This window comes from Neorhizobium galegae, from assembly GCF_017877135.1.
In the GTDB taxonomy this organism is placed as follows: domain Bacteria; phylum Pseudomonadota; class Alphaproteobacteria; order Rhizobiales; family Rhizobiaceae; genus Neorhizobium; species Neorhizobium galegae_A.
Genome location: NZ_JAGIPH010000008.1, coordinates 56491 through 68678, shown reverse-complemented (window position 1 = coordinate 68678; position 12188 = coordinate 56491). Strand labels below are relative to the sequence as shown.

Genomic DNA, 12188 nt, shown 5'->3' with positions numbered 1-12188 from the left:
GTCTCGTCGATAGTGCCCTGACATCCAATTCGTTCTGGGCCGTCCGGTGGATGGGCCGTCTTGATTTGGACTGGGCTTGCACATCAAGATTGCATGCCTCGACACTTGCGCCTTCGAAGAGCGCCCGAAGGATAGCTCGACATTGAGGAACTGCAGCAGGCATGCCGAGACGCGGATGGTGCGGAGCGACCTTGTCGCGCGCATGGTGTCGATCCCGATCGTCATATCAACCAGATCAGGTGCGAGAATTACCGCGGGAACACTGGATACGCTTCCGTAAAACTTGGAAGGCGCTAGTGTGCGTTTCGCCGCCAGTTGCCGGGCGATGCGCCGACCAGCGTCGAAAACACCCGGGTAAAATGGCTCTGGTCGGCGAAGCCGCAGGCCATGGCCACTTCGACAAGCGGCGTGTCCGATGCCTGCAGCAATTTCTGGGCACGCCTTACCCGTTCGCCGAGAAGCCATTGATACGGTGTCATCCCGGTTGTTTCCCGAAAGGCGCGGATGAAATAGCCTCGCGACAGATTGCAGGCCTGTGCCACGTCCGCAATGGAGATTTCGCCGCCCAGGTTCTCAATCAGCATGTTTTTGGCAAGCGCTTCATGGCTGCGCGACAGCATTCCTGCCCGGACCGCGTCCACCGCGGCCCGTCCGCCATACCGTTGCACAAGATAGGTTCCGATGGCCGTGGTCATCTGCCCGACAAACAGCGCACTTGCCTCCTTCGGTCTCTCCAGTGCCGGCATCAGCGCCCGCGCCAGATTGGAAAGGACGAGATCCTTGGATGCGGTTTCGGCAGACAGCGAGTTTACACCCGGAAGTTCGGCCTCTTCGGCAAACTTCATCAGCGAGGCGGGCGATATTTCGAACAGCAGGAAATCGAAGGAACTGTGCAGATCGGCCTTGTAGGCTTCGGAGAGGTCGCGAAGATAGATCGAGCTTTCGGTGAAGATGTGGCTCGTCATGTGGTGTTTGTGGAAAATCTGCCGCTTGTGGCCGCCGAGCGTGGAGACCCCGAGAACAAAGCCTCGATCGCTTGCGGGCGTCTTGACCTGATCCAGCTTGTCGCCTGACGTTCCTTTTCGAAAGATCGCCATGTCTGTGGTCGACATGGATTGATCCATCGACAATTGCTTCAGCGTACAGCCGAACGCATCCGTGGCAGTCTTCACGGGATTTTGGTCCACGACGGTTTCTTTCATGTGGCCTCCACACGGCGCGACGCCATCCGTTTGATCTTGTCGGCTGCCTCCAGCCTGTGCGTGCTGGCAAATTCAGGCGATCACGATGCTTTTCGACAAGATCGAAACTGGAATGAACGATAGGACAATCTTGGATGCGGAACCATTTTGGCTGAACAATCAGTCCGGGTCAAACGATTGAGGATGGCGGCTTGACAGCATGCGACAGAATTGCGGCAGGTTTCGGTATACAATCGGCAAGAACACTGGTCGTCAGGCCGCTACAGGATGCGCAACTCTCGGTCGTCCATCTGGAACGCGTGTACGAGGACGATGACGCTCCGGTTGTCCTTCCGCCAGAGGATGCCTTTCTGGTGATGCTGTATCTCGTCGATGTTCAGCATTCCGATCTCTGGCCGGACCGCCCACCGTCGCCGTTGAAGACCTATGAGAAAGGAACGATCTGCCTGGTCAGCCTGAAAGGCGGCGCGAGCATCTCCGTTCGGGGATATCTTGACGCACTGGCCTTCCATATTCCGAGCGCGCATTTCGTTGAACTCAGCCGAGAGGCGGGAGAACCACTTGTCGATTACCTCCAAACCTGTCGCGGGTCGGAGGACCCGGTGATCTGGAACCTGGGTTCGGCGCTCCTGCCGATGTTCGACTTGCCCGATGAAGTCAAAGACGTTCTTCTTCCCCATGTCGGACTCGCCATGGTCGCGCATCTGGCACACCGCTACGGGCAGCCTCCAATCCGGCCCCTGTCGGAACCCGATCAACCGATCACGGTGCGGGCGCGTCGTGCGAAAGGTCCCGGCGCAGACTGAATTTTTAAGGCCGGGAGGCCACCTGCGGAAGGTGCGACCGTCTGCAGGTGGTGCTTCGAAAGGGGCATTCAGCCGATCATCAGCCTTTGATGAACGACAAGAGGTCGACGTTCAGCGTGTCGGCGTTGACGGTCAGCATGCCATGCGAAAAGCCCGGATAGGTCTTCAGCGTCCCGTTCTTCAAGAGCTTGATGGCCTTGTGGGCGGAATCCGCGATCGGCACGATCTGGTCGTCCTCGCCATGCAGGATGAGGGTCGGCACGCCGATCGCCTTCAGATCCTCGGTCTGGTCCGTTTCCGAAAAGGCCTTGATGCCGTCGTAATGGGCCTTTGCACCGCCCATCATGCCCTGGCGCCACCAGTTCTGGATTACACCTTCATGGACCGTGGCACCTTCGCGGTTGAAGCCGTAGAAGGGGCCGGCGGGGACGTCGCGGAAGAACTGGGCCCGGTTGGCCGCAAGAGCGGAACGGAAGCCGTCGAACACCTCAATCGGCAGGCCCTCCGGGTTGGCTGCGGTCTTCAGCATCAGCGGTGGGACTGCAGAAACGAGAACGGCCTTCGCCACGCGTCCGGCCGGTTCGCCATGCTTTGCCACATAGCGGGCAACCTCGCCACCGCCGGTCGAATGGCCGATGTGAACCGCGTTCTTGAGGTCGAGCGCTTGAACAACAGCGAAGGCATCGGCGGCATAGTGGTCCATGTCGTGACCGTCCGCGACCTGGGTGGAGCGGCCATGGCCACGGCGGTCATGGGCGACAACGCGAAAACCCTTGGAGAGGAAGAACAGCATCTGCGCATCCCAATCGTCGGATGAGAGCGGCCAGCCGTGGTGAAATACGATCGGCTGAGCATCTTTGGGACCCCAGTCCTTGTAGAAGATTTCAGTGCCGTCTGCAGTGGTAACGAAGCCCATGGTCTTTTCTCCTGTCGTTCTAAGGGTTGAGGATGCTGCGGTGATGGTCCGGATCGGAAGTGCCACGCTTGCAGTGACGATAGCGCCTACAGGCAGGGCACTGCGTCAACGCGTGGGCGGCATATCGGCTCCGGCGCCTGGAAGCGATCTTCGTCTTGTGTTTGTGTGTCTGCAGGCATAGTGCGGCCGGCAGAGGTTTTCACAAGTGAAATATTTATTCCAAGTCTATTGCGATTTTTGCAATAGTGGATGGTTTATCAGGTGGCACCTCCATCCCAGGATTCGCGTCCCGCAATCGAGATGAGGTGCCGCACGAGCGGCTTTTCATCGCCCGAGTGGAACTGCAGAACCGTTGACTGCAAATCAGCATCGGCTTTCGACACGCGCCGGTGCTGACGCAGATGTTCCGCCCAGGATTCCACCATGAACCATTCGGTGATCTTTTCCGGGTCCGCCGCATCTTCCGTCACGCCCCAGCCATAGGCGCCATCGCGGCGCCGTTCAAAGGACAGGCCATGGAGCGCATGCAGGAATTTCGACCGGTTGTGCTTTCCCACATGGTAATCGATCAGGATAAGCACCGGGCCGCGATCGTGTGCGACGGGCTCGGCGACAAGCGGTTCGGGCCAGTGGTTGGATGACACCAGATCAGGCTCGCCGGCCGGAAGCTTGACCCGGTTCATGAGAATGCCGGCCGCAAGCAGTCCAGCAGCCGCGATCAGCAAGGTTGCCGGCACGCCTGCCGCTTCGCCGACGGCACCCCATCCAAGGCTTCCTGCCGTCATCGCACCATTGAACACCATCAGATAGACGGCAAGGCCGCGCCCGCGCACCCAGTTTGGCAGCAGGGCCTGCGCTGCGCCATTCAAGGTGGTGAGCGCGGTGATCCAGGCCGCGCCGAGGAAGAGCAGGACGAGAATGGCCAGCCACTGTGGCGGTGACAGGGAGAGGATCGCCATGACAAGCGCCGTGACGATCGCCGAACCCAGCAGCAGCCCATCGGCATCAAGACGCTCGCGCAGGCGTGGCATCACAAGCGCACCACCGATCGCTCCGGCGCCGACCGCACCGAGAAGAAGGCCGTAAAAGCCGGCGTCACCGTTGAGGAGCTGCCTTGCGGCAAGCGGCAGAAGCGCCCAGACGGCGCTCGCAAAGCAAAAGAAGATGGCGGCGCGCAGCAGCACCACATGCAGCGGACGACTTGCCCGTGTATAGCGAAGCCCCGCGCGAAAGGCGCCGAAGAACCCCTCCGACAGGGTATCGTCGGCATCTTTGGCGCGCGGCCACCAGACGAGGGCTGCGATCACAACGATATAGCTTGCGACATCGGCCCCATAGGTCACGGCCGCCCCGAAGGCCGCAAGCAGCAGACCGCCGACGGCCGGCCCGATCGAGCGGGCGATGTTGATACCGAGCGAATTCAGGGCAACCGCACTCTTCACCTCCTGCCGCGACACGAGTTCCGGCACGATGGCCTGCCATGTCGGCCCCATCAGCGCGGCGCCGATGCCGCCGAGGAAGGTCAGCCCGACAAGGGAACTGACGGAGAGCAGACCCGTATGGGAGAGGATCATCAGCGTGACGCTGACACTCGCCAGCAGCAGCTGGATGGTGATCAGGAACTTGCGCCGGTCGAGAACATCCGTCAGCACGCCGGCTGGAATGGCCAGCAGAAAGATCGGCAACGTGCCGGCTGCCTGGACCATGGCGACGGCGGCCGGTGCGGCCGAAAGATCGGTCATCAGCCAGGAACTGGCGACATCGCGCATGAAGCTGCCGGTATTGCCAAGGACGGTCGCCGCCCAGAGGACGGCAAATACCGGTTGGCGAAGCGGCGCAAAGCTGCCGCCGGTGGATTTGGAAACGGTCATCGTCTTCCTCCCATTATCGTGTCGAGGCCCGCAACCAGAACGCAGGCAAGGAGCGCCAGGAACCGGAGGAGGGGTGAGGTGAGGACGCCTTGTCCTGCTGGTGTCACTGTCATGTTGTTTTCCTCAGACGGCCCAGCGGGAGCGCAGCGCGCACCGAAAAGCCCCTGACATCGGCAATCGAAAATTTCGCGGTTCAGGTTGCCGCATGGTCATGTCCATGGACGCTGCGGTCACTGGCGCCGTTGCATCCCGATATTGCCGTGCATGCGGAGAGGGCAGGGCGCTTCTGCCCCTCAAGTGAGGTGTCGTCATCCGCTCTGACCGGGCGACTGATCCTTCGGACGTGCCGTCGCGTCGCTGACCACGGGTGTTCCTTTCGGCAGATGGCCGAACATGTGGGGCTTTACCTGATGAAGCCAGGACACCGCGGTAGGCTCCCGGCTCCAGAGATTTTTGGCGAGCGGCACGATCTGCTCGCCGACAAGAATGCCGAACAGGCCGACGAGGGCCACGATCGGTGGAGCCGGTGAGCGGACGTTGAGCAGCCCGTAGATGACGCCGACCAGAAGTCCGACCGCAAGCGAGAGCAGATAGATTTTCATCCGAGCATTCCTTTCCCAGAAAAATCCCCTGCCGAAGGCGTATCGGCAGGGGCGTCGTGATCAGATTGCCGCGGGGCTCGGGCCGATCCGCTTGCCGTGGCTGACGCGCTCGGCGCCACCATGCACATGCGTGACGGCGTAATCGATCCCCATGCCGTAGGCGCCGGAATGCTCCTTCGCCAGCGCCGTGACGGCGTCATAGGTTTCCTTGCGGGCCCAGTCCCGCTGCCATTCGAGGAGAACCTGCTGCCAGGTGACCGGAACGACACCCGCCTGCACCATACGGTCCATGGCATATTTGTGCGCGTCGGCGGACGTTCCGCCGGACGCATCGGCGACCATGTAGATTTCGTAATCGGTGTCCTTCATGCAGGAGAGGGCAAAGGTCGTATTGCAGACCTCCGTCCAGAGGCCCGACACTACGACCTTCTTGTGCCCATTGGCCGCATGTCGGGCCAGTGCGTCGCGCACATTCTGGTCGTCCCAGGAGTTCATCGAGGTGCGTTCGAGGATGTCATTGTCCGGGACGACAGCGAGCAGTTCCGGATAGGTGTTGCCGGAAAAACCGTCGGTTTCGACGGTGGTGATGGTGGTCGGGATGCCGAAGATGCGCGCTGCCTTGGCAAGGCCGACAACATTGTTCTTCAAAACCTGGCGGTCGATCGACTGAACGCCGAACGCCATTTGCGGCTGCTGATCGATGAAGATGATCTGGCTGTTCTGAGGGGTGAGAACCTGAAGCTTGCTGGACATCGTGCCTGTTCCTTCTGATTGAACTGAGGAAAGGAAATGCCGCAGGGCGCCCGCACCGTCTTGAACGTTCTTCCGGCCAATTGTCTGAAAGTGACATTCGCCGGGAATGGTATGCGGGTTTTTCGGCACTTCATCCACAAAGCGCCTGGATTTTGAAAATCTGTAATACAGATTTGACATTTTTAGTGATTGTGGCTTAAACCTATCAGACATGCTTGTGATGGGCTGTCGTAGCAGGTGAACAGGAAGTCTCATGATCATTACCGATGTCTTCGTGCGAAGGTTCCGCACGACCACGCGCCGCCACTCCGATAGCGCCGGCCATGCGCATCCTGGTCCGCCGCATCAGGTGGAGCAGGCCATGCTGACGATCCGCACGGAAGATGGACACGAAGGGCATTCCTTCACGGCATCGGAGATTGTGCGCCCGCATGTGATCGACAAATTCGTCAAGAAGGTTCTGGTCGGACAGGATCATCGGGATCGCGAGCGGTTGTGGCAGGATCTTGCCCACTGGCAACGCGGCTCGGCCGCCCAGTTGACGGATCGGACGCTCGCCGTGGTCGATTGCGCACTCTGGGATCTGGCAGGCCGCACGCTCTCCACACCCGTGTACAAGTTGATTGGGGCCTATCGCGACAAGGTGCTGGCCTATGGGTCCGTCATGTGCGGCGACGAACTGGAAGGCGGCCTTGCCACCCCGGAGGATTATGGCCGTTTTGCAGAAACGCTGGTCAAGCGTGGCTACAAGGGCATCAAGCTGCACACCTGGATGCCACCCGTCAGCTGGGCGCCGGATGTGAAGATGGACCTCAAGGCCTGTGCCGCCGTGCGCGAGGCGGTCGGTCCCGATATCCGGCTGATGATCGACGCCTTCCACTGGTATTCGCGCACCGATGCACTGGAGCTCGGCCGCGGGCTGGAAAAGCTTGGCTTCGACTGGATCGAGGAGCCCATGGATGAGCAGTCCATGTCCTCCTACAAATGGCTGGCGGACAATCTCGATATCCCGGTCGTCGGTCCTGAAAGTGCAGCCGGCAAGCACTGGCACCGCGCCGAATGGGTGAAATCAGGCGCCTGCGATATTCTGCGCACCGGTGTCAACGATGTCGGCGGGATCACGCCTGCGCTGAAAACCATGCGCATGGCCGAATGCTTCGGCATGGATTGCGAGGTTCATGGCAATACGGCGATGAACCTGCATGTGGTGGCGGCCTCGAAGAATTGCCGCTGGTACGAGCGCGGCCTGCTGCATCCCTTCCTCGAATATGATGACGGCCACGACTATCTGAAATCGCTTTCCGACCCGATGGATGCCGACGGCTACGTGCATGTGCCCGATCGTCCCGGTCTCGGCGAGGATATCGATTTCGACTTCATCGAGAACAACCGGATCGGATGAGCGTGATGAGGACCATCCTTGCCTTCGGAGACAGCCTGACCTGGGGCGCCGATCCTGCAACGGGTCTTCGCCATCCGGCGGATGCGCGCTGGCCGGATGTGCTGGAGGGGGCGCTCGAGGGGCAGGCGAAGGTGATCAGCGAAGGGCTTGGCGGGCGCACCACCTGCTATGACGATCATACCGGCCCCTCATGCCGCAACGGCGCCAAGGCGCTTCAGGTCGCGCTTGCAAGCCACATGCCGCTCGATCTCGTCATCATCATGCTCGGCACCAATGACCTGAAGCCGGTCTATGGAGGACAGGCGGAGCCGGCGGTTTCGGGCATTCGGCGGCTGGTACAGATCGTCGAGACCTTTCCGTACAAGCCGAAATCGGCCATTCCGAAGCTTTTGATCGTGGCGCCGCCGCCTTGCGTCGCCGGCCCCGCCGGGACCCCGGCTGCCGGCCGCAGGATCGACGAATCCGAACGGCTTGCCCCGCTCTACCAGGCGCTTGCCGAGGAGCTCGGCCATGTCTTTTTCGATGCCGGCCGCCATGCAAGCGCCTCGCCCATCGATGGCGTGCACTTGAGCGCCGACAGCACGCGTGCTCTCGGGCAGGCACTTGCCGCGCCCGTCAGAGCCATATTCGCCTGATCCGGCCACATCCGAGGAGGAGTAGCCGCCGGATCACTATGTCAAAGGCCGCCATCAGGGAGTGGGGCCGAAAGGGAGGAAGCATGAAGACTTTTGTCATATCCGCAGCGCTTGCCATACTTCTGTCGGGCGTGTCGCCGCTGACCGGCCTTGCCGAAACGCCGAAGGATCAGCTGGTGGTCGCCACCACCATGAGCAACATCCTCACACTTGATCCTGCCGCCATCACCGGCCGGGAAACGGTGCAGGTGCTCAACAATGTCTACGATACGCTGGTCAGCCTCTCGCCGCAGGACCGCAACATCCAGCCGCGACTGGCGGAAAAATGGGAGATTGCCGAGGATCGCAAGTCGATCCGCTTCCATTTGCGCGCCGATGCCAAGTTCGCCTCCGGCAACCCCGTTACGGCGCAGGATGTCGCCTGGAGCCTGAAGCGCCTGCTGACGCGCAATCTCGCCCAGTCTTCCTTCCTCAAGACGCGCGGCTTCAAGCTGGAAGCCGCCGACAAGCTTTTCGTGGCCGAGGACGCCCATACCTTCGTCCTTAACCTGCCGGGCGCGGACGATCCGAACCTGCTCCTCATGATCCTTGCGCAGAACGGTCCCGGCTCGATCATCGACAGCAAGACGGCGCTGAAGAACGAGAAGGATGGCGATCTCGGCGGCGCCTGGCTCACCACCAATTCGGCAGGCTCCGGTCCGTTTACGCTGACGCAGTGGAAGTCCAACGAATTCATCATCCTCACCCGAAACGACGGCTACTGGGGCCAGAAGCCCGCCATGCGGCGCGTGCTGATGCGGCATCTGCCGGAATCGCAATCGCAGCGCCTGATGATCGAGAAGGGCGACATCGATGTTGCCTATTCTCTGCAGGCGCCGGACCTGAAGGCGCTTGAGGCCGACAAGGCCGTCTCGATTGCGTCCGTTCCCGGGTCGGGCTTCTACTATCTGGCGGTCTCGATGAAGGATGAGCGGTTCGCCAACAGGAAGGTGCGCGAGGCGCTGCGCAATCTCATTGATTACAAGGGGCTCGATGAAGCCGTCATGCCGTTTTACGGCAAGCTGCACCAGCGGTCGCTGAGCACCGGCGTGATGGGGGCGCTGCCAGACCAGGGCTATACGCTGGACATTGCAAAGGCCAAGGCACTGCTGGCGGAAGCTGGATACCCGAACGGCTTCGAAACCACCCTGCGTGTCCTTTCCGAAGACCCTTTCCTGAAGGCGGCAACCGCCATCCAGAACACGCTTGCCCAGGCCGGCATCAAGGCCAACCTGATTAGCGGTTCGGGCGACCAGATCTACGGCGCGATGCGCGAGCGCAAGTTCGAACTTCTGGTCGGGCGCGGCGGCGGGGGCCAGCAGCCGCATCCGGACAACAACCTGCGCTCCATGGCCTACAATCCGAACAATGCGGACGAGGCAAAGCTCACCAACTACCAGAGCTGGCGCACGAGTTTTCAGGATGAAAAGCTCAACAAGATGATCGAGGCAGCGCTGGTGGAGCGCGACAGCGCCAAGCAGACGAAACTCTATGAAGATCTGCAGGCTTACATGGAAGAGATCGTCATGCCGATCCAGCCCTTCTCGGAAGTGGTGGATACGGCCGCATACCGAAGCGATGTCGGCGGCATGATCGTCAGCCCCTGGCTGTCGCGCTTTGAGGGTGTCACGAAGAACAGATAGACCACCGTTTCCTTCTGCTCGGTGGTTGTCGAAAGGGACGCGTGGCGACAGGCGTCCCTTTTTCCGTGAGGATCCGCAGCCCCGGCATGGATCGGCCTTGCATGCGCTCAAAGACGCTTTAAGTCTTGCCGCAGCACACGCAAACGGGCCGGACGTCTCAATGCCGCACATTCCCATGATCGACTACGAAACTGCATCTCAAGAGATCCGTGAGGCGCATGACGAGGAGTTGCGTCTGCGCGGGCGCATGACGAATATGAAGCGCACGCTTCTCCATTCGCCGCAGGCCCATCGCATCTATGCCGAATGGTTCACGCTCCGCGCAGAGCTGATCCCGCACGTCGACGACCGGGCAATCCAGGTGTTTTGCCGGGCGATTTCCGAAGAGACGGGATCAAAAATCGCCGTCACCTTCTTTCGTCGGGCCATCGCGCTGTCAGGCGCGGACCCTGATGCGCTGGACCTGCGGGACGAGGACCGGCTTCTGGATCGGTTTGGCCGTGCCGTGGTGCAAAATTCGCGCGCCATTCCACCCGACATCTGGACGGAGCTCAAGGCGCGCTACAGCCACAAGGTCCTGGTCGACCTCGTGGCGCTTGCCGGCATCATGCTGGCGACGGCCGTCTTCAACAATGTGGTTGAAGTTCCTTTCGATGCGGAACTGGAGCCATTTGCCGCTCCCGATTCCTGATCCGGTGTTCTGGCGGGAGAGGGCAGCCTAGCGGATGCCTTCATAGTCCAGCGATGCGCCGATCAGTTCGCGCGCGTAAGGATGGCTTGCGCCATTCCTGGCAATTGCCTCGTGTGGCAGGATCTCGGTCACCTCGCCGCGCAGCATCACGGCAAAGCGGTCGCACATGTGATCGACCACCGCCAGATCATGGGTGACCATGATATAGGTAAAACCCCGTTCGTACCGCAGGCGCTGCAGCAGGTTGAGGATTTCGGCCTGCACCGATACGTCGAGCGCCGAGGTCGGCTCATCGAGAAGAAGCAGCGACGGCTCGAGGATCAGCGCGCGGGCGATGGCAACGCGCTGGCGCTGGCCGCCGGACAGCTGGTGCGGAAACCGGTCGAGAAAGGAAATCGGCAGGCCGACATCGGTAATGGCCCGGCGCATCCGCTCCTCGCGATCACCCAGCTTGTGGATGACGAGCGGTTCGTTGAGCACGGTCCGGACAGACTGGCGCGGATGCAGCGATCCATAGGGGTCCTGAAACACCATCTGCAGCGTGCGGCAGCGCTCGATCAGGGGCATGTCGCGCACGGAGCGGCCATCGATCAGGACCTCTCCGCTCCAGAAGTCGGTGAGAAGCGACAGGCAGCGCAGGACCGTGGACTTGCCCGAGCCGGATTCGCCGACGAGCCCGAAACATTCGCCACGCTCCACGCTGAACGTCACGCCGGGCAGAACCTTGACGGCGTGAGCGCCCGCCCCGAAGCTGATGGAGAGATTGCGCACCTCGACGGAAACGGACATCAGGCGTTCTCCTCCAGCCATTCGGGTCTGCGGTCGAGCACCGCCAGCGGTTGACGCGTGCCACCGATGCGCGGTTGGGCGGCCAGAAGTCCTTGCGTATAGGGATGCCGGGCCTGATCGAGCTCGACTGCCTTCAAGGTTTCGACCACTTTGCCGGCATACATGATCAGCACGCGGTCACAGAAGTTGCGCACCAGATTGAGGTCATGGCTGATCATGATCAGGCCGATGCCGCGGTCGCGCACCAGGCTGTCCAGAATGGTCAGAACCTGGAGACGCACGGTGACGTCGAGCGCCGAGGTCGGCTCGTCGGCAATCACCAGATCGGGATCGGCCAGAAGCATCATGGCAATCATCACCCGCTGGCCCATGCCGCCGGAAATTTCATGCGGATACTGTTTGAACACCCGTTCGGCATCGCGGATCTTCACGGCTTCCAGCATCGCAACGGCCTTCTCATGCGCCTCGCGCCGGCTGCATTTGAAGTGGCGCAGATAGGTTTCCGCCACCTGATCACCCACGCGGCGAATGGGGTTCAACGAAAATTTCGGGTCCTGCAGGATCATTGACATGCGCCGGCCGCGAACTTTCAGCATCTCCTTCTCGCTCAAGGAGAGAAGGTCGACTTCGTCGAAGCGCAGCATGTCTGCCGTGATCGTGGCGCCCGGCAGCAGCCGCAGCAAGGCACGCCCGACGGTGGATTTGCCGGAGCCGGATTCGCCCACAATGCCCAGCCGTTCGCGCCCGAGCGTGAAGGACACGCCCCGCACCGCCTCAGTGGTTGAGCCGCCATAGCGGATGCGCAGGTTCTGGACGTCCAGTATGGTCTTTTCCATCGC

General features: G+C 61.2%; 12 protein-coding genes. 5 read left to right on the top strand and 7 right to left on the bottom strand.

Annotated elements, in window-relative coordinates; translation table 11 throughout:
- Positions 1-293: 293 nt before the first annotated feature.
- A complete protein-coding gene (locus J2858_RS20000) occupies positions 294-1112 on the bottom strand; it encodes a helix-turn-helix domain-containing protein (protein ID WP_432443382.1) in 819 nt (272 codons plus the stop codon).
- Between the two features lie 281 nt (positions 1113-1393).
- Here J2858_RS20000 and J2858_RS19995 point away from each other — a divergent pair, with 281 nt between their 5' ends.
- The gene (locus J2858_RS19995; RefSeq protein ID WP_210106628.1) at positions 1394-2008 is read left to right on the top strand and encodes a hypothetical protein; all 615 of its coding nucleotides are present in this window, start codon (positions 1394-1396) and stop codon (positions 2006-2008) included.
- A 79-nt stretch (positions 2009-2087) separates the two neighbouring features.
- On the opposite strand, the gene J2858_RS19990 is transcribed toward J2858_RS19995, so the two are convergent.
- From J2858_RS19990 to J2858_RS19975, 4 genes are all read right to left on the bottom strand, one after another.
- Positions 2088-2924 carry an alpha/beta fold hydrolase gene (locus J2858_RS19990; RefSeq protein WP_210106627.1) on the bottom strand — a complete coding sequence of 279 codons (837 nt, stop codon included), beginning with the start codon at positions 2922-2924 and terminating at the stop codon, positions 2088-2090.
- A 257-nt stretch (positions 2925-3181) separates the two neighbouring features.
- Entirely contained in the window at positions 3182-4795 is a 1614-nt protein-coding gene (locus J2858_RS19985) for an MFS transporter (protein WP_210106626.1), read from the bottom strand.
- Between the two features lie 308 nt (positions 4796-5103).
- A complete protein-coding gene (locus J2858_RS19980) occupies positions 5104-5397 on the bottom strand; it encodes a XapX domain-containing protein (RefSeq protein WP_210106625.1) in 294 nt (97 codons plus the stop codon).
- A 60-nt stretch (positions 5398-5457) separates the two neighbouring features.
- A complete protein-coding gene (locus tag J2858_RS19975) occupies positions 5458-6150 on the bottom strand; it encodes a hydrolase (protein ID WP_210106624.1) in 693 nt (230 codons plus the stop codon).
- Positions 6151-6403: 253 nt separating this feature from the next.
- On the opposite strand from J2858_RS19975, the gene J2858_RS19970 reads away from it, so the two are divergent.
- The 4 genes from J2858_RS19970 (at position 6404) to J2858_RS19955 (ending at position 10560) form a co-directional block, all read left to right on the top strand.
- Entirely contained in the window at positions 6404-7552 is a 1149-nt protein-coding gene (locus J2858_RS19970) for a mandelate racemase family protein (RefSeq protein ID WP_210106623.1), read from the top strand.
- Between the two features lie 5 nt (positions 7553-7557).
- Positions 7558-8187: an SGNH/GDSL hydrolase family protein gene (locus J2858_RS19965; RefSeq protein ID WP_210106728.1), complete on the top strand. Its 630-nt coding sequence runs from the start codon at positions 7558-7560 to the stop codon at positions 8185-8187.
- An 83-nt stretch (positions 8188-8270) separates the two neighbouring features.
- A complete protein-coding gene (locus tag J2858_RS19960; RefSeq protein ID WP_210106622.1) occupies positions 8271-9869 on the top strand; it encodes an ABC transporter substrate-binding protein in 1599 nt (532 codons plus the stop codon).
- A 160-nt stretch (positions 9870-10029) separates the two neighbouring features.
- Positions 10030-10560: a hypothetical protein gene (locus tag J2858_RS19955; RefSeq protein ID WP_210106621.1), complete on the top strand. Its 531-nt coding sequence runs from the start codon at positions 10030-10032 to the stop codon at positions 10558-10560.
- A 27-nt stretch (positions 10561-10587) separates the two neighbouring features.
- Here the strand turns inward: J2858_RS19955 and J2858_RS19950 are convergent, their stop codons facing one another.
- Both J2858_RS19950 and J2858_RS19945 read right to left on the bottom strand, forming a co-directional pair.
- Entirely contained in the window at positions 10588-11349 is a 762-nt protein-coding gene (locus tag J2858_RS19950) for an ABC transporter ATP-binding protein (RefSeq protein WP_210106620.1), read from the bottom strand.
- On the bottom strand, positions 11349-12185 hold the full coding sequence (locus J2858_RS19945; protein ID WP_210106619.1) for an ABC transporter ATP-binding protein: 837 nt from the start codon (positions 12183-12185) through the stop codon (positions 11349-11351). Before J2858_RS19945 ends, J2858_RS19950 begins: the two co-directional genes overlap by 1 nt.
- Between the last annotated feature and the right edge of the window lie 3 nt (positions 12186-12188).